This window comes from Shewanella sp. SR1, from assembly GCF_020447145.1.
GTDB lineage: Bacteria > Pseudomonadota > Gammaproteobacteria > Enterobacterales > Shewanellaceae > Shewanella > Shewanella baltica.
This window is the reverse complement of record NZ_JAJAEF010000035.1, coordinates 1-21010: the sequence shown is the minus strand read 5'-3', so window position 1 is coordinate 21010 and position 21010 is coordinate 1. Positions and strand designations below refer to the sequence as shown.

The 21010-nt window shown below is 44.9% G+C and carries 17 protein-coding genes and 3 pseudogenes; 10 read left to right on the top strand and 10 right to left on the bottom strand.

The features are described from left to right. Positions 1-207 precede the first annotated feature (207 nt). A complete protein-coding gene (locus KV201_RS20855) occupies positions 208-591 on the top strand; it encodes a VOC family protein (RefSeq protein WP_006081510.1) in 384 nt (127 codons plus the stop codon). 312 nt (positions 592-903) lie between these two features. Then, a pseudogene (locus KV201_RS20850) lies at positions 904-1114 on the top strand (hypothetical protein). 20 nt (positions 1115-1134) lie between these two features. On the opposite strand, the gene KV201_RS20845 reads toward KV201_RS20850, so the two are convergent. Genes KV201_RS20845 through KV201_RS20835 form a run of 3 tightly spaced genes read right to left on the bottom strand, consistent with a single transcriptional unit; the run spans position 1135 to position 2912 of the window. Beyond that, positions 1135-2148 (bottom strand): FMN-binding glutamate synthase family protein, encoded by a 1014-nt coding sequence (locus KV201_RS20845; RefSeq protein WP_226060439.1) that lies wholly within the window; start codon positions 2146-2148, stop codon positions 1135-1137. Beyond that, positions 2145-2633: a hypothetical protein gene (locus KV201_RS20840; RefSeq protein ID WP_226060437.1), complete on the bottom strand. Its 489-nt coding sequence runs from the start codon at positions 2631-2633 to the stop codon at positions 2145-2147. Before KV201_RS20840 ends, KV201_RS20845 begins: the two co-directional genes overlap by 4 nt. Before the next feature lie 9 nt (positions 2634-2642). After that, positions 2643-2912 carry a hypothetical protein gene (locus tag KV201_RS20835; RefSeq protein WP_226060436.1) on the bottom strand — a complete coding sequence of 90 codons (270 nt, stop codon included), beginning with the start codon at positions 2910-2912 and terminating at the stop codon, positions 2643-2645. A 60-nt stretch (positions 2913-2972) separates the two neighbouring features. Here KV201_RS20835 and KV201_RS20830 point away from each other — a divergent pair. Continuing rightward, a pseudogene (locus tag KV201_RS20830) lies at positions 2973-4154 on the top strand (IS3 family transposase). A gap of 3 nt (positions 4155-4157) precedes the next feature. Here KV201_RS20830 and KV201_RS20825 read toward each other — a convergent pair. From KV201_RS20825 to KV201_RS20815, 3 genes are all read right to left on the bottom strand, one after another. Then, positions 4158-5645, bottom strand: a complete 1488-nt coding sequence (locus KV201_RS20825; protein ID WP_226060434.1) for a thiamine pyrophosphate-dependent enzyme — start codon at positions 5643-5645, stop codon at positions 4158-4160. Positions 5646-5880: 235 nt separating this feature from the next. Then, on the bottom strand, positions 5881-7578 hold the full coding sequence (locus tag KV201_RS20820; protein WP_226060432.1) for an FAD-dependent oxidoreductase: 1698 nt from the start codon (positions 7576-7578) through the stop codon (positions 5881-5883). Between the two features lie 34 nt (positions 7579-7612). Beyond that, positions 7613-8458, bottom strand: a complete 846-nt coding sequence (locus KV201_RS20815; RefSeq protein WP_226060431.1) for a PRC-barrel domain-containing protein — start codon at positions 8456-8458, stop codon at positions 7613-7615. A gap of 1070 nt (positions 8459-9528) precedes the next feature. Between KV201_RS20815 and proV the strand changes: the two genes are divergently transcribed. From proV to proX, 3 genes are read left to right on the top strand one after another with little or no spacing between them, the layout of a single operon-like run. Then, on the top strand, positions 9529-10755 hold the full coding sequence (gene proV / locus KV201_RS20810) for a glycine betaine/L-proline ABC transporter ATP-binding protein ProV (protein WP_226060430.1): 1227 nt from the start codon (positions 9529-9531) through the stop codon (positions 10753-10755). Between the two features lie 26 nt (positions 10756-10781). Beyond that, the gene (locus tag KV201_RS20805) at positions 10782-11633 is read left to right on the top strand and encodes a proline/glycine betaine ABC transporter permease (RefSeq protein ID WP_006081503.1); all 852 of its coding nucleotides are present in this window, start codon (positions 10782-10784) and stop codon (positions 11631-11633) included. Then, positions 11630-12664 carry a glycine betaine/L-proline ABC transporter substrate-binding protein ProX gene (gene proX / locus KV201_RS20800; RefSeq protein ID WP_011846874.1) on the top strand — a complete coding sequence of 345 codons (1035 nt, stop codon included), beginning with the start codon at positions 11630-11632 and terminating at the stop codon, positions 12662-12664. The genes KV201_RS20805 and proX overlap by 4 nt, the downstream gene beginning before the upstream one ends. Before the next feature lie 165 nt (positions 12665-12829). Here proX and KV201_RS20795 read toward each other — a convergent pair whose 3' ends face one another. From KV201_RS20795 to def, 3 genes are all read right to left on the bottom strand, one after another. Then, the gene (locus KV201_RS20795) at positions 12830-13456 is read right to left on the bottom strand and encodes a LysE family translocator (protein ID WP_011846875.1); all 627 of its coding nucleotides are present in this window, start codon (positions 13454-13456) and stop codon (positions 12830-12832) included. 229 nt (positions 13457-13685) lie between these two features. Next, positions 13686-14531: a rhombotarget lipoprotein gene (gene rhlP, locus KV201_RS20790; RefSeq protein WP_226060429.1), complete on the bottom strand. Its 846-nt coding sequence runs from the start codon at positions 14529-14531 to the stop codon at positions 13686-13688. Between the two features lie 253 nt (positions 14532-14784). Further along, complete coding sequence (def, locus tag KV201_RS20785; RefSeq protein WP_006081499.1) at positions 14785-15276, bottom strand: peptide deformylase; 492 nt, start codon at positions 15274-15276, stop codon at positions 14785-14787. A gap of 294 nt (positions 15277-15570) precedes the next feature. Between def and KV201_RS20780 the strand changes: the two genes are divergently transcribed. After that, a complete protein-coding gene (locus KV201_RS20780) occupies positions 15571-16008 on the top strand; it encodes an MGMT family protein (RefSeq protein ID WP_006087286.1) in 438 nt (145 codons plus the stop codon). 216 nt (positions 16009-16224) lie between these two features. After that, on the top strand, positions 16225-17016 hold the full coding sequence (locus tag KV201_RS20775) for a DUF3108 domain-containing protein (protein ID WP_086012652.1): 792 nt from the start codon (positions 16225-16227) through the stop codon (positions 17014-17016). 349 nt (positions 17017-17365) lie between these two features. Here the strand turns inward: KV201_RS20775 and KV201_RS20770 are convergent, their stop codons facing one another. Next, positions 17366-18145, bottom strand: a complete 780-nt coding sequence (locus tag KV201_RS20770; protein WP_006081496.1) for a class II glutamine amidotransferase — start codon at positions 18143-18145, stop codon at positions 17366-17368. Positions 18146-18388: 243 nt separating this feature from the next. Here KV201_RS20770 and fadE point away from each other — a divergent pair, with 243 nt between their 5' ends. After that, positions 18389-20836, top strand: a complete 2448-nt coding sequence (gene fadE / locus KV201_RS20765; RefSeq protein ID WP_226060427.1) for an acyl-CoA dehydrogenase FadE — start codon at positions 18389-18391, stop codon at positions 20834-20836. Between the two features lie 104 nt (positions 20837-20940). Beyond that, positions 20941-21010: pseudogene (locus tag KV201_RS20760) on the top strand (valyl-tRNA synthetase); the annotation flags it as partial.

Below are 21010 nucleotides of genomic sequence, written 5' to 3'. Positions count from 1 at the left end.
GAATAAGCAGACTGATGAATAATAAAAAAGGTCGAATGCGTTCGATAAATAATGTGATCGGCTTTTACGAGATAACACGTTGCGAAATAAGACCCGCCATCTTAGGATGATGGGGCTTAATCTAATAAGAACAGTTACTCTGCACAAAAGAATAAACGCTTAGATGCACTGCTAAGACAATATCTTAAACGCGATATTAGGAAACCTATGTTACTCGGCATACACCACGCGGCGATTATTTGCAGCGACTATGAAAAATCCAAACATTTCTACGTGACTATTTTAGGGCTCAAGCCGCTGGCGGAACATTATCGAGCGCAGCGCAGCTCCTTTAAACTCGATCTACAGCTGCCGGATTTAAGTCAAATCGAGCTGTTCTCTTTTACCAAGCCGCCACAAAGACCGAGCTATCCCGAAGCTTGCGGGCTTAGGCATTTAGCCTTTCGGGTACAATCCATTGATGCAACCGTTGCACACTTGCAGTCACATAATATTGAAGTCGAAGCCATTCGTATTGATGAGTACACAGGTAAACAATTCACCTTTTTCAGCGATCCTGACGGTTTACCCCTAGAGCTTTACCAAGTGTAAAATCCCAATCGGAACTCAAACGAGCTGCAAATATAAAAGCGTGTTTAACGCCGCTATGAGGTCAAAATCCGAAGTCACTGTATCAAGTGCGAATCTCAAGTTGCCGTTCAAATGCCAATACAAGTAGCAGTACAAGTCATGTGTGAAGTCGCAATATGAAGAAAGCTTAATCGCCGAAAGTCTGCTTTAGGATTACACTCACTATGCTTAAGAGCTCATTATGAGCAGTGACTAAGCGCTAATGCGATGGGCTAATGTGATGAGCTATTACGACAAACTTAAGCCGATGCAGAAGATAAGAAGGAGCAAGGCGTGCTAGATAATCCCGCGGTACTGATTTGGAGCATGCTATTTGGTGTCTTCGGCATTGGTTTCTTCACCTATGGCAAACGCCAAGGCGCCCCCCATCCCCCTCGTCGTTGGGATAACCCTGATGATCTACCCTTATTTTGTCAGTAACCTAATCTTACTCGTCTGCATCGGCATCGCCCTCATCGCGCTACCGTATTTTGTGAAGTTGTAACCGTAAGAGTCAGTTAAAATTCATAAAATCCGCTGAGTTTTTACCACTTCAGCATAGGAATGCCATTGCTTATCCACTTTCCTGTAAATTAAATTTCGATTCATTTCATCAAGTGAATGACAGCCCGAAGCGGCCAATAATGCCAAGAAATCGTCCAACATATGTTGGTGGTAATTGCGGACTCTTTTCCACTTTTCTGCAACCACTAAGCCCCGCACTAATGTGGGGTTATTTGTGGTGACGCCTGTCGGGCATTCATTGGTGTTGCATTTTAGGGACTGAACACAACCCAAAGCCAGCATCATACCCCGAGCGGAATTACACACATCAGCACCAATACAAAGGGCTTTAAACAGATCAAAAGCGGTAAATATCTTAGTCGCCGTAATCACTTTTATGTCTTTTTTAAGCTTGTAGGTATTGAGCGTATCCACGGCGAAAATCAGTGCATCTTCCCAAGGCATACCGACATAGTTTGAGAAATCGATGGGGGCTGCGCCCGTTCCCCCTTCCGCACCATCCACAGTGATGAAATCGGGTTTGATACCTGTTTCGAGCATTTTTTCACATATTTCAATAAACTCTTGCTTACTGCCTATGGCAAGTTTGAAGCCGACAGGTTTTCCGTTGGATAACACTCTCAATTGCTCAACAAACTGCAATAACCCTTCTGCATCGCTAAAAGCGGAATGGCCGGGAGGTGAAAGCACATCGGTATGGGGTTGAACACCTCTTATTTCAGCAATTTCCTGATTATTTTTGGCTGCAGGAAGTACCCCTCCATGCCCGGGCTTTGCACCTTGTGAGAGTTTGATTTCAATCATCTTCACCTGCTCCCAATTGGCCTTTTGTTTAAATTTTTCCGCATCGAAACAGCCATTTTCTGTGCGACAACCAAAATACCCTGTGCCGATTTCCCACACTAAATCGCCACCTTGTAAATGGTATTCTGATATACCGCCCTCGCCGGTATCATGAAAAAAATTACCTGCTTTAGCGCCCAAATTTAAGGCTTGAATGGCATTTTTGCTCAAAGCGCCAAACTCATGGCTGAGATATTAAACAGGCTGGCACTGTAAGGTTGTTGGCAATCTTTACCACCAATGACAACCCTTGGCGGAGTGTCCATTTTCTTCGCCGGATAGATGCTGTGCTGCATCCATTTATAATTATCATCATATACATCGAGCTGAGTGCCAAAGGGGCGTGTTTGATTTTGCTCTTTGGCTCGCTCGTAGATGTAATTGCGATGATTCTTGTTAATGGGTTTGCCATCAGTATCGGACTCAACGAAATATTGATGCAGCTCTGGGCCTATCATTTCTAATAGATAACGCATATGACCGATGACAGGAAAGTTTCTCAGTATCGAGTGTTTTGTTTGAAATAAATCATACAATCCAAGCAGCACGAGCGAAGCCACCAGCATAATCAAACCCGCTAAAGGCCAGAGTATAATGCCGATGATGGCGACAAAAATAACCAGGACAATTGTGGTGAATCGAATGGCTTGCTTCATGATGTTTTATCATAACTCCCGTAAGTATTTTAAATCGTTCTTGGTCGTATCGACGATTTCGGCAAATTTTCCATTGACCATTAATTTTGTCATCGATGCTGCAAAGCCTTTTACTTGCTCGAAGTTTAGGGTGGGTGGCATTGCCAAGGCATTGGGATCGGTAAAAATATTGATTATCGCAGGTCCCTTATGCTTGAATCCGTTTACCAGTGCGAGTTCCACATCTTTGGACTCCGTCGCCTCCCATGCAGCAATGTTCATCGCCTTGTAGTGGCACACTGAATTTGGCCATCTAATAAGAAATGTTATGCTCCCCTCATAACCTATTTAGGTGACAACATGAATAAAAGTAAACGTGCACGATATAGCGCCGCCATTAAGCTTGAAACAGCTCAATTAGTCGTTGATCAAGGTACACCCAAGAAGCAGCGGCAAAAGCTATGAACGTGGGTAAATCGACGGTCAGTAAGTGGGTAACACAGCTTCAAGTTGAGCGCCAAGGGCATGCTCCGAAAGCCTCACCAATGACACCAGAACAAATTGAAATCAGGGCACTTAAACGTGAAATTGAGCGGATAAATCTCGAGAAAGAAATCTTAAAAAGGCTACGGCTCTATTGATGTTGGATTCGCTGAACACTTATCGATAATCGAGAAACTCAATCAGAGCAAAAAATATCCTATTTCAGTGTTATGCCATGTATTTAATGTGAACCGGAGTATCTATCGCTATTGGGTGAGCCGTGAACTTGTGGCAACACCTGAGCAGCGGCTTTTAGAATGCGAAATCAAAGCAATACATGCTGAAAGCCGGGAGTCTGCAGGGGCGAGGAGTATTGCTATTATCGCCTCTGAACGTGGCTTTGCGTTAAGTCGTTATCGGGCTACTCGGTTAATGAAAAAGCTTGGACTAGTGAGTTGCCAACACCTCAAACACCGCTATAAAAAGGCTGAAAATGAGCATGTGACTATCCCTAATGCACTCAAACGACAATTTGCAGTTGTCGAACCTAACACCGTTTGGTGTGGTGATGTGACGTATATTTGGGCGGGTAATCGTTGGTGTTATTTAGCGGTTGTGCTGGACTTATTTTCGAGAAAAGCGATCGGTTGGGCGATGTCATTTTCACCTGATACTGAGTTAACGGTTAAGGCGTTAGAAATGGCATTTGAATCACGAGGAGAGCCAAAAAAACCGATATTTCATTCAGATCAAGGCAGCCATTATACTAGCCTGAAATACTGTCAACGGTTGTGGAAATATCAAATAATCCAGAGCATGAGTCGTCGCGGTAACTGCTGGGATAATGCACCAATGGAGCGGTTTTTCAGGAGTTTAAAAACGGAATGGATCCCAATACAAGGCTATAAAAGTTTTACTGAAGCTAAACAAGATGTGACCGATTATATCATTGGTTATTACAGTGAAGTCAGGCCACATCATTACAATGCAGGATTGAGCCCAAATGAATCAGAGCGAAGATTTTGGGAAGATTCTAAAGCTGTGGCCAAATTTAGTTGACCACTACACCTCTGCCAATTTTATAAAATCAGGATTAACCATATCCGTCTGCCAATCCATATAACCTTCGACCCGCATTTCAAGCTTAACCATAGCTAACGAACGATTATTAAAGATGATGATTTTGACAGGAATTTGATATTGGCTAATGGTCATTAAGTCGCCGAGCAGCATTGAAATACCGCCATCGCCACAAAACGCAATCACTTGCCGGTCTGGTTGTGATAAGCCAGCCCCCATCGCCATAGGCATGGCATTCGCCATCGAGCCATGATTAAAGGAACCGGTCAGATAACGATTGGCTCCCGCCTTTAAATAACGCGCGGCCCACACGGCGCTCATCCCTGTATCAACGGTAAATATCGCATCGTCATCGGCGAGTTTATCCACCAAATGGGCAACATATTCTGGGTGAATATTTTTTTCGGAGCCCTTTTCTTCTACATAGCTCTCATAGATAGCTTCAATTTCTTGATGCAGTGAACGGGTTTTGTCGAGGAAATCCGTGGATGTTTTGGCATTGATTAACGGCATGAGATCTTCAAGGGTTGATTTAATATCACCACAATAGCCAAAATCCACTTTAGCTCTACGACCTAATTTTTCAGGTTTAGTATCGACTTGAATAATTTTGCATTTTTCGGGAAGGAACTCACTATAAGGAAAATCCGTGCCCAGCATCAACAGGACATCGGCTTGATGCATGGCTTCAAAACCGGATTTATTGCCTAACAGCCCATTTAATCCAACGGCATATGGATTTTCTTTACGCTCAAAAAATATTTTTCCTCGAAAGCTATATCCCAACGGGGCGTTAAGCCTTTCGGCCAATGCCATCACTTCTTCAACGGCATAGCGACAGCCATGGCCGCAAAACAGCTTCACTTTGTCATGTTCATTAATGACGCTTGCCAATTCTTCAAGCTGTTTATGGCTTGGGGTTATTCTTGGTTGGGTATAGAAATTTTTATTCGCCGTATGCACAGATTCCAGACTTGCTGAAGCCACATCACCGGGAAGCCCGAGCACAGCGACCCCTTTCTTGCTGATGGCATGCTGAATCGCCGTTTGTAAACCATTGACAGCTTGTTTAGGGGTATTGGCGAGAAACACATATTTTGAGCAATCTTGAAATAACGCTTCGGGTCTTGTCTCTTGAAAGTTGTCCAAGCCCATTTTTTCAGTATGAATAGTTGACGCAATCGCAATAACGGGGTTTTCAGCTCTATTGGCATCATAGAGTCCATTGACTAAATGAACATGCCCAGGACCACTGCTACCCATGCAACAACCTATACCATTTAGCTCAGCTTCCATAGATGCCGCATAAGCGCCAGCTTCCTCATGTCTGACATGGATCCATTGCAATCTGCCATCCCTTCGTACAGCATCATTGACCGGATTAAGACTATCGCCAGTCACGGCATAAACTCGCTTAACACCCGCGTCTACTAGCATTTCGACTAAATGATCCGATACGTTTTTTGACATAATTGGCTCCAACGTTTAGATAAAAAATTTCTATATTAATGACCAAGCTAGCCTGCACCTACAAAGTGCGGTTTATCTTGCCCGAGACAAAACCTGCCAGATAAAAGAGGATGCCCATGGTCGCAATCCACCTCAGGAGTCGCTGTTGAGCAATTCACTTCGACCTTATCCGCCAGCATTATCCTTATAGTCATGCAGACGCCCTGCGTTATTTGCGTTTTATATCAGCCACTCTTTATCCGGCAATCCCAAAGGCAATGGCGCTCACCGACAAAATAACAATGACTGCCAAACCAACATCCAACACGTTAGGAAGTTTGCAGTAATAAAGCACATCATCAATTTTCCCAAGGATGGTCAACACCAGAAAGTTCGACTGTGGAATGACCTTAAGTTGCGGCTCAAAAACCTTTACCGCCAGCTTGCCACTCTCGACCGCCGCCTCAATGCTCCACACATCCGCCGTCGTTTGGGTGTGAGCGCCTGCAAGAACTAGGTTGGGTATGGTCGTCTTTTGCTGTGGTAGATATTGTTGGGTGTGGGTCGAGTTCACCCATTTGGGCTGCGCCGATGTTATGCCTTCAGGAGAAAACGCCCATTCATGCCAAACTGTGATATTTACAATAGAGAAATCTTGCCAGCTTTTACCGCCGTTAGCCTTTTTGACCAATTCATCGAGGGCATGACTCTGTTTTAATTGAAATAACACTTCATCCAGAAATTGTTCCTCAGTGCATTGTTCCAAACAAAGGCCATGGACTGGGCCTGGGACTTTTGAAACACACCCGGTGACAGTCCACAGTGATTGAATATCGTCCCCCAGAGGACTCGACTCTCCACACGCTTGTTCCTGAGCAAACAGTGTCAGGTTAAAGGCGGAGTCTGAAATAACCAGCGCGCATCGTTTTCGTGGCCAAGACATTTTTTCTTTGAAGCCAATTCTGAAGGACACTTGGGTATGCGACCCCTGTTGTACCAAGGGTTTAAAAAGATTGAGTTGCGGTTTATTTTGAAGCAGCGGGGTTCTGTCTAGAATATCAGCCGCAGAAAAGGGATTGAGTGCGAGGACATAGATATCGGCCTGAACGGTTTCGCCATTGGCGAGCTCTGCCGCTGTGATAATGTTATTTTCAAAACACAAACGATGAAGTGGGGTCTGCCAATGAAACTCGACCTGCTTTTTCTTCAGATCATCGACCCATTTATCAAACCAAACTTCACTGCTGGGTCCGTTAAGCAGCAACCATCCCATACGAGCCTTGTGTTCCCACGGCCCGCCTTCACTGTCTGCTTGATGATGATACGAATACTTAGTGACTAATTGCTTACGGAAAAAATGCGCCACATGATGGAAAGAAACATGACACCAGTCGGAACCTACCCAAGGGCCAAAAGTGGAACTCCAGGTGCTCAGTGTCGAAGCGGCTAAATAAGGTCGCCAAGCTTCTTTCGCATTGATGTTGCTGTACTTTTGGCTACTTCGGGTATTTGAACACCATGCTTTTCCCATTAGCCAACACCAAAGCCATTTTTCTTTGGTCGTCATACTAAACAGGTTTTCCACATCGACATTGCCGGAGTGAGAGTCACCAAAATGAGCCGAACCTGAGTTAGGCGCTAAGCCGAATACCACAGGCCGTGAAAGAATATTGTCATAGAGGCTGGAGTGCTCATCAAAGGGGATTTCCTTGATGAGTTCGAAAAAATTGTTATACCAAGGGCCCATTCCATGCCAAGAGTATTCAGAAGGCATGCCCTGATCCTCTTTCCTTCTGGCACTTCTAAAAAAACCGCCCGCATCCGCATTCGCCTCGAATATCTTGACTTGATAGCCAAGTTTTGCAAATTCATGGGCTGCCGTTAGTCCAGCAATACCACCACCAAAAATTGCGACACTTTTCGATTCTGTGGCTGATTTTGTAGATGTAGACATAGATTCGGCTACCATCGATCACCTCTTAATATTGTCACCACTCGCTCTTACGCGGTGCTGGGTGTGATTTTGCGGTTTCATGTTGCTCTTCATCCAGCCAATAACCGGGACGACCATAATGGTTGTAGATAGATATTTCAGTCTTACGATCCACTGCCATCAATGGGTTATATGGCGGAGCGTCTTTCACTGCCTGTCGTGTCAGGTTGACTGACGCTTTGGCATCCGGCCAACTCACATCTTCAATCCAATCTGCAGGAATGAGCACTTGATGACCTAGCCACCAGTTACTGGTATTCACTATCAGGTATCGAATGGCCCACGTCTCTTCATCGATAAGCAAGTCCTCTATATGGCCAATGTCACCGTCGCTAGCATGAATGCGGTAGTCGATTACCGCCTGACAGCTACGCAGATGTGTATCGTCATCTTGGTGCTGCTCGGCTTTAACCGCCTTAACCGCTTGTGGATCTTCGTCATTGGGCCGCGAAACCAAGTCGACGTATCCCGTTAACATCAAATTCGGGTACACACTGTCGCCCCATATCCCATAACCGCCCCAATAATATGGATAGCCGTAGTACTTAAGTAAGCGGATTTCTTGCTGGCGAGAGACGGGAATTTGAGTGTTAATGTCGGGGCTGTTCTCGACTTGCGCTTTTGTGATCGAGACGGGTAATTGCTTGTCCGCCCAGTTTGCTTGGCCTATCGAGATGGGCGAAATCAATACTTTTCGACTGGAAAGCCAAGTGCCTGTATCAACAACGAGATAGCGAACACACCAAGTTTCGTCATCAAAATAGACATCTTTGACATGCCCAATATTGCCATCTGTAGCACTGATTACGTAGTCTTCCATATGTTTAACGGTGCGTAACATAAGTACTGTCTCCTTCACATGCTTGATTTTTTAACAGAGGATGCGATATACGAATCATCGTATGCAAAAAGCAGTATTGCTGTCGGTGCGCTATAGAACATGAGAGTGATATTTATGCAGATATTAATGCAATTGATGCGCTGCCAAATACCTATGCGTCGAGTTCGCAGCTAAATCCACCCTATCACACTGAGACCAGAATCACACTGACACCAGACCTCAAGTCATTCGCCATAGAGAAAGACAATCGGTAATGTCTAAAACTGTGGAGTTCATAGCTATGGAGTTCATCGCTGTGGAAAATTTTTTGAGGTCTTTTTTGAGATTTTTTCTGAGGTCAATGTTGAGATCAATATTAACAATGACATAACGCACTTCTAGTTTAGGTTCAAACAAGGCGAATAGACGTAGTCGTTTAACGTCAGTCCGCTTTTAGGTACTGACAACCACTAGATAAATGTCGTTCCTGTTTAAATGTTCACACGAGATCTCAGCGATAAATCTAACTACGCAGGCTTGTCATGACATTCATGTTCAGACACCTATAAGTATGTCCCAATCACTCGATCACTCGATCACTCGACCTCTATTGTTATAGTGAATGAGTGTCATAGTGAATTTTTCCACGGTTGTTGGCGCAGTCCACCACACGCCTTACATGGCTTCCTAACACAGATTACTGAGCAATTGTCGCTGTTTTTGTGTTTGCACCCGCTTTTTCTTTTTCTTGGATGACTTTCAGTTTTCTACGTTTTTTTTCGTTGTTGGAATCGTTCAGCCTTTCAAGGTTTTAGCCGCCAACTGAGTCATTAAAAAAATGTTAACGCACGAAGAAAATAAATAAATATTTTTATTTTCAATAATTTACATTCTACTTAATTGCGTGGATTCGTTGACAGATAGGCCTGTAAGACACTAGTGTAGAAAGAGACTACTCGTGCTGTGCATTTTTTATGAACTCTGTGAGTTCATCATTCAATGTTTAATCGAGCAGAATTTATTCATGTGTTTTTTATGTAGCGTTAGTGCAAAAAAGCAGAACGGCGTAAAAGAGCGTCATGGAAAATGTTATGGAAAAAATAGTGATAAAAAACCTGTATAAGGTTTTTGGTGCTGAGCCTCGCAAGGGGGTGAAGTTACTGGAGCAAGGGAAAAGCAAAGAGGAAATTTACGAACAGACAGGGCTGACAGTTGCCGTACAAGGTGCCAGCTTTACCGTAAATAAAGGTGAGATTTTTGTCGTTATGGGGCTATCCGGCTCAGGAAAATCAACCTTAGTAAGAATGTTAAACAGGCTCATTGAACCCACGTCGGGAGAGGTATTAGTCGATGGCCAAAATATCCTCAACATGAATAAGGATGAACTGGTCAGGTTTCGCAGAAGTAAAACCAGTATGGTGTTTCAATCCTTCGCGCTTATGCCCCATCAAACAGTGTTAGAGAATGCCGCATTTGGCCTCGAACTCGATGGCATGGATAAAAAACAGCGTGAAGAACGAGCCCTAGATGCTTTAAAACAAGTTGGACTCGAAGGTTTGGAGAAGGCCTATCCCAATGAGTTAAGTGGCGGTATGCAGCAGCGAGTTGGATTAGCGCGAGGCTTAGCGGTTGATCCTGATATCTTGCTCATGGATGAGGCATTTTCGGCGCTTGATCCGCTTATCAAGACAGAGATGCAAGATGAACTGCTGAAACTGCAAGATCGTCATGAACGCACCATCATTTTTATCTCCCATGATTTAGACGAAGCATTACGTATTGGCGACCGAATTGCCATTATGCAGGGCGGCAGAGTAATTCAGGTGGGGACGCCGGAAGAAATCCTGCAAAATCCCGCAGATGATTATGTACGCGCATTTTTCCGTGGTGTGGATCCAACCGGTGTTATCTCCGCTGGGGATATTGCCCGCGACAGTCAGCCAACGGTCGTTTGGCATACTAAAGCCGGTAGCCCACGCGCCACCCTAGAAATGTTAAGCATTAAAGATCGCGAATTTGCCTATGTACTTGACTCAGAACACCGCTTTTTAGGTGTGGTCTCTTCAGACTCCCTGCACGACGCTGTTGACCAAGGAAATGGTGCCAGCAAACTTGAGCATGCTTTTCTGACAGACGCTAAATCAGTTCAAGAAACAGATAGTCTTCAGGATATCTTACCCTTGGTCGCCTCCCATGCTTGGCCTATTCCAGTTGTAAACTCAGAAAGTAGATATCGCGGCGTTGTTTCTAAAAATCTGTTTCTTCGTACCTTAAACCGTGCGGAAAAGGGGACCTATTTTGAGCAGTCAGCATCTTAGAATACTCACTTCAGGAGTTTTATATCATGTTCAGTTTTGATGAAAGAGTGATTCCTTTAGATGTGTGGATCACCAATATAGTTAACTGGTTGGTTGAAGGCTATCGATGGTTTTTCCAACTGATCAAATGGCCCGTCGACTTTATTCTGTCTGGTGTGTCAGACGGTCTACTGGCAACCTCCCCTCTGCTTGTTATTGCCCTGTTTGGCGCCATTGCTTGGCGAGTGTCAGGTTTAAAACTGGCCATCTTTACGCTGTTATCATTGGTGCTCATCGGTCTGCTCGGTTTCTGGTCAGAAACCATGATAACCCTCGCCATGGTCTTTTCATCCGTGGTGTTCTGCACCCTTGTTGGTGTGCCATTTGGGATATGGGCTGGACGCAGTGATCGTGTTAACAACGTTCTACGACCCATTTTGGACGCGATGCAGACGACGCCAGCCTTTGTCTATTTGGTCCCAATTGTGATGCTTTTTTCTATTGGCAATACCGCCGGTGTGCTGGCAACCATCATTTTTGCCCTGCCACCCTTGGTGAGATTAACCAGTCTCGGGATCAGGCAGGTACACCCAGAGTTAGTCGAGGCTGCGCTCGCCTTTGGGGCAACAAGCTCGCAGGTTTTACTTAAAGTTCAGATCCCCCTTGCTTTACCGACCATCATGGCGGGCCTGAATCAGACCATCATGATGTCGCTCTCCATGGTGGTCATCGCTGCAATGATCGGCGCGGGTGGCCTCGGGGCACCTGTCGTTCTGGGCTTAAATACACTTGATATTGGTTTGGCCACGGTGGGCGGTCTAGCGATTGTTTTATTAGCCATCATTCTCGATAGGATCACCCAATCAATGGCGACCAAAAAAAATAAGGACGTAAAATGAGACTTAAAAAAGTAATACTGGGTGCAGCGTTAGCTGCAATGACAGTGACGGGATCCGCAGCGCTTGCAGATACTCTCAAGCCAGGGGAAGGCATAACCGTTAAACCCGCTCGGGCGACATGGGACACAGGTTTTTTTCAGGAAGCACTTGTTCGACGCGGTCTTGAAACGCTTGGGTATGATGTCGAAAAGCCTAAGACATTGGTCAATCCCATCTTTTATAAAACCGTCACACTCGGTGACATTGACTATTGGGCCAATGGTTGGTTTCCAATGCATAACGATCAGCTACCGAGTAATTTCGACGAGAAAGCTGAAAAGATTGGTTATGTTATTAAAGCAGGTGGATTAGGCGGATATTTAATCTCTAAAAAAGAAGCCGATAAATACAATATAACCTCTCTTGCAGATTTTAAACGCCCTGAAGTCAAACAAGCATTTGATACTAATGGAGATGGTAAAGCGGATTTGACTGCATGTCCTCCTGGTTGGGGATGCGAAAAAATCATCACTCACCATATGGATGTTTACGGTCTGAAAGATTCGATTAATCCAGTGAAAGCGGCCTATGCTGCCGGGATGGCATCCGCTATGGCGGGTTATAAAAATGGTGGCCCGATATTTTTCTATACTTGGGCGCCCAACTGGACCATTTTTAAAATGAAGCCAGGCAAGGACGTTGTGTGGATAAACGTGCCTGAAATCAAACCAACAAAAGCCCAGAGTGCTGCCGTTGATCGGATGACGGTAAAGGGACTCGAAGGCGCGGTTTCCGATCCGATAAAACTGGGGTTTGTCGCTTCTGACATCCAGATCGTTGCCAACAAAAAATTCGCTAAACAAAATCCCGCCGCGAGGAAGTTTTTTGAGGTATTCACACTACCGCTCGCCGATATCAACGAGCAGAACACGCGTATGAACGACGGTGAAAAGAGTAAGCAAGATATTCAACACCACGTTGATGGATGGATTGCCAAGAACCAAGATAAATGGAACGGTTGGCTTACTGAAGCACGAAACGCGGCTCAATAGTCTCAAGCTGTAACCCTAAATCTGGCCAGTGATGATAAAACGCAAACAACATCCACTTTCGGTTTGCGTTCTATCATCACTGGAACTTGCTTTCGGGGTCTTTCATCAACTCAGATCCGCTTATTTGAGCCCTGTCCCAGCTCTTAGCGGCCTAACCTGATTCCACTATCTATCACTGGTCATGACTTTACTGGCCAAGCCAATAAGCAACACCCCTGATATCCCCTCTAAGGCTCTGGAATAACGCTGGGAATTGGGCCGACTAAATACCCAACTTCCTGCCGACGCATAGAGGACGTTACACAGGGTCGCTAACAAACTGAAAATAAGACCAAGGGTTAACAGCTGAATTGACGTTGAACCTGCTAACGGGTCAATAAACTGCGGCAAAAAAGAGAGGAAAAATAAAGCGACTTTAGGGTTAAGTACACTAACGACAATGCCTTGGAAAAATACGTTGCCGTTTGGTTTGCTATTGTCATCGACCACAATTTTATTGTTGCCACGCCACATTGATATTAACGCTTGAATGCCTAAATACACTAGATACGCGGCGCCCAACCACTTCACAATACTAAAAGCCAACGCTGAGCTGAGAATGATGGCAGATAATCCCAAGCTAGCAGCAAGCGTGTGAACAAAATAACCCACACCTAAACCCATCGCAGCTTTAAGCCCACTGATCATTTTCCCTTTCATTGTGTTAGATACAATGTAGATAACATCGGGTCCAGGGATAAGATTGATAGCAAGGCAAGCAACTGCAAACAGTAATAGTGAATTTAAATCCATTTAATTTTTCTCCTTGTTAAACGCCTAATGTATCGCGCACGCGTAAGTGGTGTCCGACGCAATACCGCAGCCTCTGTAAACCACTTTAAAAATAAAATCAAAACGTTAACTACAAGTAAGTTGATAACCAGAGCCTGTGCTCAACTTTATATACTTTTTGCTCACGTCTTGATTCAAAGCAAACCTCAATTTGCTCATCCTTAACGATCTTAATTGGCGCTTAATTTTTTTATTCACGGCAAATCGTTAAACGGCGCAGCGTAAAAATCCCCAGGAGTGAAAGTATCAATAGCGATAAGCTGCCACCGCCGCTGTAACCTTGTTTATGTTCAATAGTGGCAACCTGCTCTTCTTTAACCCGAGTTTTAAAGCGGGCGAGTTCATCATCTAAATTTACTATCATATCGTTCACCGCAAGATCAAAACCCTCATAGGATTTCTCCCTTAAAGTTGTTGTCACGCCAACAGCGGTTGAACTTTCAGTTAACTGATTTATGCCCGGTGCCCTAAATAACATCTTTTGGCTGCGCATATCGAACACTGCGGTATCAACAAAGGTTTGGATTGCATTCTCATTGCCAGGGATTAAATACATGCCAACGATAGTCCAATAAAGGATGGCGGATTTGTTCTCGTGGCTTTGCATCAGTTGATCGTAAGATACCAGCGCCATCACATCGACGTCATGCAGGCGGGCAACTTGCTGCAAGGTATTAAAACCTTTACCATTTTTAAGATAGGTGCTCGGAATGATTTCAATACGATCGATATAATCGTATTTAATAAAGGATTGTTTCACCTTGTTGAGCAAAGCGACTTGGGTGCGACTGTCTATGGCATCAGCTTGCCAATGGGATGAAGGTAAAAAAGCAATGCCGACGGTAATTGGCAAACGCAGTACAGGTAAGGATGGCTGCTGGGCTTGGCGGCTCTTCTCATCTGGATATAAGTATTCGACTAAGCTACTCGATACCGCCTTTTTATCTGTGGTATTACCGTTAAAAAACGCGCTGCAGCCACTGAGTGAAAGCATTGCGAGTGAGATTATGCCGCTGGTTATGATCTTGAGTTTCATCTGTTTCCCTACCGTATCCATACACTGCCGCTAATGATGCTACTGAATTTATTGCTAGCGGATATTGCTGGCTACCTTATCCACTCATTACAGTTAAAACAAGTTGTTATGTTCACATATCAAGTCAAAGACATTCAAACTCAGGTTTTACATACCAATTTTAGATACAAAAAAGCCGCATCATAAAATGCGGCTAGTCAGGTAGTGTCACACACGCTCATACACTTTTTTGTGCACGCGTTTATGAATAGGCTTAAGCGTATTTACGCACTTTTTTAAGCGCAATTTGTTGTTTTAACATGGATAAATGTTCGATAAACACTTTGCCATGTAAATGGTCGATTTCATGCTGCAATACTATGGCTAAAAACTCATCGGTTTCGATTTCGATAGCCTTGCCCGTTCTGTCTAAGGCGGTCACTTTGACCTTCTCAAAACGTGACACTTTAGCGCGATAACCGGGGATCGACAGACACCCTTCTTCACCCACAAACTCGCCAGACTTTTCGACGATTTCAGGATTGATCAGCACTTGAGGTTGGTCGCGACCGTCAGATAAATCGATCACGATAATCGCATCCGTACTGCCGACTTGCGTTGCCGCTAAACCGATACCATCGTCCGTGTGATACATGGTTTCGATTAAATCATCGATAAATCCCTGAACAGCTTCAATATCTTTTACAGGTTGCGCTTTACGTTTAAGGCGCTCATCGGGAATTGTTAGAATATCGAGTACAGCCATGCCAGTTATCTTCTCTCATCGAGTCAAAAAAATTGGCGCTATTATGGACTATTTGACCATTTACACAATATTAAAGCTAAAAACAGTTTAAATATTTTGTTAGCAATCGAGATAGTCGATAAAAAATATCGAGTAATGCATAATCCATTGAGTGCTTAATGCCCTCACTTCTTCCGCTAAACCAGACTTTGCCGTTACACTAACCCAACCTCGTCGCGTAAGATTTTTACAGTGTACCTTTTAAGCGTGATTCTCTGAGCATGAACACACATTTAGCTGAGGGCCAACTATTCGATGGCATCGTTTCCAAAAGACAAATCGCCGCTGTATCGCTATCTTGAAAAAGATAAACAAGATGAACAGGATTTAGCGAGTCACCAGCCGCAAGCGGTTGACTTGTCTCCCATGGCGAAAATCTGGCATATCGTCGCGATGATCCCGCAGGGAAAAATCAGCAGTTATGGCAAAATTGCCGATTATGCGGGATTACCGGGGCGAGCACGTTATGTGTCCAAGGCACTCAAATCCGCACCCGAGCATTTGTCTCTGCCTTGGCACAGAGTACTCAATAGTCAGGGTAAAATCTCCTTCGAGAAAAATTCAGTCTCCTTTCAGGAACAGATGGAATTATTAAGAATCGAAGGGATAACAGTGAACTGCGGCAAAGTTAGTTTGTCTGAGTACCAGTGGCGTCCCGATCTGGTCACTTTAGTCATGGCAATGCCATTTTAGTTTAATATACTGATCCATAAACTGTTTACATGGCTATTTACAGAAGTGTCGGCCTCGGCTATAACCTGCTAACCGTCGATTCCGATTTTTGATTTACGCTGAACTGATTTACCCTGAACTGTGTAAGTAAGCATGCTACTCGACACTTTTTTATCAACCACTACTGAGCGTTTTGTAGTGATACAAGGTGAAAACCTGCGACCCAAGGAGCATTCTTTGCGTACCATTCCGACATTTTTAGTGAGCTTAACTGCCCTCACCCAAAGTATGTTTGCCATAGCCGCGCCGACGCCGCTCACACCGCAGACGGCTGAATACCAAGTCAACTATGGGGATATCGAACTCGGTAAAGCCAAATACACGCTGCCCAATCCAGAAGATGGGGTTTATAAGTATCGTTTTGACAGCGACCTTAGCCTGTTATTGTTAACCGATGTGCGCCACATCTTGAGTGAATTTACTCAAGAAAATAGTCAACTCAGCCCTTTGCGTTACTTACAGCAGCGCCAAGGTGTCGGCCCGAATTACACAGAGCAAACCGCGTTCGCCAAAGCGCAGGGCTTTATTCATACCCGTTATAAAGACGAGAAAGGTAAATTCCCCTATGAAGGCGAGATTTTCGATCCATTAATGGTGCAATTGCAATTCAGGCTCGATATGGCCGCGGGCAAAGAAGCGCTTGACTACAAGATGGTCAAAGATAACGAACTGGATGAATACAAGTTCCATGTGATTGGCAGAGAACGGATGAACATCGACAGTGGTAGTTACGACACAGTCAAAATTGAAGTGGTGCGTGACAATAAAAAACGCCAAACCTTCTTCTGGATGGCGCCAGACTTAGCCTACCTGCCCGTGCGGTTAACACATTTTGAAAAAGGCAGTAAGCAGCTGGATATTAAGTTGCTAAAGTATCACTTCGATGAAGTTGTGAGCCAAGAAAGCAAGCCGGCAGATATTGCTGAGCAACCGCAAGTACCAAAACTGCTCGGTACGACGGAAGGTTAACTGGCAAAGCATTGAGTTAAGTTAAGGAAATCAACTTAGCTCAATGATACTCAGCCTTAGCTGAACTCACACCGATAAAACCAAACCGAATGAATATCTAACCGAGCTAATATTTAACCGAACCTAGGGCCAGCCTCTAAGTTCGGTTAACGCTCATAGCTAATAGTTCATAGCGAACAGTTCATTGCAACAAGTTCGTTGCTAATGGCCTATCACTAATCCTTGATTGCTAAAAGATGCGTTAGATACTGACTCAATCTTTTTGAAAAGTGACCTGAACAAAGCAAAATCAGCCGCAAATCTGCTCGCACCCATTTTTTAGCGCTGGTGTTAGCACTATTGGATAACATCAAAGATCGATTAACAGCTCGCCTAATCTAAACAACTTCCAGTTGCCGGGCTGCATGACATGCCACTGTTCGTTCTCAGTCAATGGACGAGTCGCAATCACAGTCACGACATCGTGGGCCGTGGTTTCCTTATCAAAATCAATCACCACATCGGTATCGATAAGTTTCGCTTTGCCAAAAGGCGCGCGGCGAGTGATGTAACATAAATTGTTACTGCAATAGCTCATCAAATGCTCGCCATCGCTCAATATCATGTTGAACACACCTAAGGCACGGATTTGCTCGGCCAACGTTGCGACATAATGGAACACAGCCAACATATCTTCAGGTTTAGTGCCGCCAAACTTCTGGGCAACTTGTTCCAAAATCCAGCAGAAAGCGAGTTCGCTGTCAGTATCGCCCACGGGTTGATAGCGCGAGACGTTGAACTTAGGCAGATAGTCCGTCAATTGGCCATTGTGGGCATAGGTCCAATAACGTCCCCATAATTCGCGGGTAAAAGGATGAGTATTCTCTAAAGACACACAACCGCGATTCGCTTGGCGAATATGGCTTATCACCACTTCACTTTTAATCGGGTAGGATTTGATCAATTTTGCAATATGCGATTCGCTACTCGGGCAAGCATCTTTAAAAGTACGGCTGCCTTTGCCCTCGTAAAACGTAATACCCCAGCCGTCCACGTGAGGACCTGTTACGCCTCCACGTTGTGCTAATCCCGTAAAACTAAACACAATATCGGTTGGCACATTGGCGCTCATCGCCAGTAACTCGCACATATTTCTCGCCCATCATCAATCAAAAATCCACTTGTTGGCATTGTAACTAGTTGATGACATTTGTGGAATGATCAAAGCTGACAAATAATTTAAACAATTGTTTGAAAAATACTTGTATTAAAATTGTCTTAGGTTTAACTTTTATGCGACACAGGTCTGACCACAAACTATAATTGTGATCGCAATCAACAAAACACTCAATGACCTGTGGTTGGCACTCGGTCATATTTAAGGAGAATTACAGTGACTACCCTACTTTGGATCATCGCCATGATCTTAGTGCTAGGAGCCCTAGCTTACCTTCGGGTATCTTTGCTCACTGCCACTATTGCAGCCGCTGTTGTGATGACAGCAGGATGGACACTCGATGTTGTCGGCCCTATCTCTTGGATCGTTTTCCTTGTGGTAGCCTTGCCGTTAAATATCAGTGCATTTAGACAAAATGTGATCAGTCGTCCACTGATGAAGGTATATCGCGGCATCATGCCGGAAATGTCTTCAACAGAGAAAGAAGCGATTGAAGCAGGCACCACTTGGTGGGAAGCCGATCTGTTTGCGGGTAACCCTAACTGGAAAAAACTACATAACTACCCAGTTGCGCGTTTAAGTGCAGACGAACAGGCCTTCCTGGATGGCCCTGTTGAAGAAGTGTGCCGCATGGTGAATCAACACCAAGTGTCACATCAACTTGCCGATCTGCCTGCCGACGTATGGCAATATCTGAAAGATAATGGCTTCTTCGCCATGATCATTAAGAAAAAATACGGCGGTTTAGAATATTCAGCTTATGCCCAATCGCGCGTGTTACAAAAACTCGCAGGTTTGAGCAGTGAGTTGGCATCAACTGTTGGTGTACCTAACTCTTTAGGCCCTGGAGAGCTGCTGCAACATTACGGTACGCCAGAGCAACAAAACCATTATTTACCGCGTTTAGCCAAAGGGTTAGAAGTACCTTGTTTCGCACTGACCAGCCCAGAAGCCGGTAGCGACGCAGGCTCTATTCCTGACTTTGGTATCGTGTCTAAAGGCCAATGGGAAGGTGAAGAAGTTCTGGGTATGAAACTGACCTGGAACAAGCGTTACATCACTTTAGCCCCTGTCGCGACAGTATTAGGCTTAGCCTTCAAACTACGCGATCCAGAGCATCTACTTGGCGATAAAGAAGAACTCGGCATTACCTGTGCTTTGATCCCTACCGATATGGAAGGAGTTGAAACCGGTCGTCGTCACTTCCCGCTCAACTGTATGTTCCAAAACGGTCCAACTCACGGCAACGAAGTATTCGTGCCATTAAGCTTCATCATTGGCGGCCCGAAAATGGCAGGTCAAGGCTGGCGCATGCTAGTGGAATGTTTATCAGTGGGTCGTGGTATCACACTGCCATCAAACTCAGCTGGCGGCGTGAAAACCGCGGCACTGGCAACAGGTGCTTATGCTCGCATCCGTCGTCAGTTCAAGTTGCCTATCGGCAAGCTTGAAGGTATCGAAGAGCCAATGGCACGCATCGGCGGTAACGCTTATCTGATGGATGCGGTAACCACGTTGACCACTACAGGTATTGACTTAGGTGAAAAGCCATCGGTTATCTCTGCGATTGTGAAATATCACCTGACAGACAGAATGCAGAAATGCGTTATCGATGCCATGGATATTCACGGCGGTAAAGGCGTGTGTCTTGGTCCGAATAACTATTTAGGCCGTGGCTACCAAGCTGCGCCTATCGCGATTACCGTTGAAGGCGCAAACATTCTGACCCGTTCTATGATCATCTACGGCCAAGGCGCAATTCGCTGCCATCCGTACGTGCTTGCAGAAATGGAATCAGCGTTTGATACCGAATCGGGTCAAGGTTTAGCTAACTTCGATGCGGCCATCTTTGGTCACATTGGTTTCGCGACCAGTAACTTCATCCGTAGCTTCTGGTTAGGCCTGACATCAAGCCGTTTCTCTAACGCGCCTTATTCAGATAAAACCAAGCGTTATTATCAACAGATGAACCGTTTCAGTGCCAACCTTGCCCTGCTCTCTGACTTAGCCATGGCAACCTTGGGCGGCAACCTTAAACGTAAAGAGCGTATCTCTGCCCGTTTAGGTGATCTACTGAGCCAACTGTATCTGGCATCTGCCACGCTGAAACGCTATGAAGATGAAGGCCGTCAAACCGACGACTTACCATTAGTGCAATGGGCGGTTGAAGATGCGCTGTACAAGTTACAAGCCTCTTTAGACGATTTGCTGGATAACTTCCCTATGGGTCTTGGCGGCGCATTACGCGTGGTGATGTTCCCATTCGGTCGTCCACTGAAACGCCCAAGCGATGTGTTAGATCATAAAGTCGCTAAGATCATGCAAACACCGTGTGAAAGCCGTGACCGTTTAGGTAAAGGCCAGTTCTGGACCAACTCTGAGCATAATGCTGTGGGTATCCAAGAACAAACGCTGCTCGACATCATCGCGTCTGAGCCTCTGCATGACAAAGTCTGTAAAGCGAGCGGTAAACGTCTACCCTTCATGTGGTTAGATAAAGTTGCCGCTGAAGGTAAAGCACTAGGCGTGCTGAGCGACGATGAAGTTAACTTGCTAGAAAGAGCGGAAATCGGTCGTATGAAGTCAATCAACGTTGATGACTTTGACCCAGCTGAACTGCGTCCAGAAGTGGTTTCTACCACTTCACAGGAACGCGCAGCGTAATCCACTCCGTAAGATTTAAACCAACAAAAAGGAGGCTAATTAGCCTCCTTTTTTAATGCCTATTGTCCCGTCCTGAAATACGTTGACATAAAGAGGACTTCTTTATGACAACATCAAGTAACTCAAGCCGTAAGCGTACTCAACGCGATTACACCTTAGCTTTTAAATTAGGCG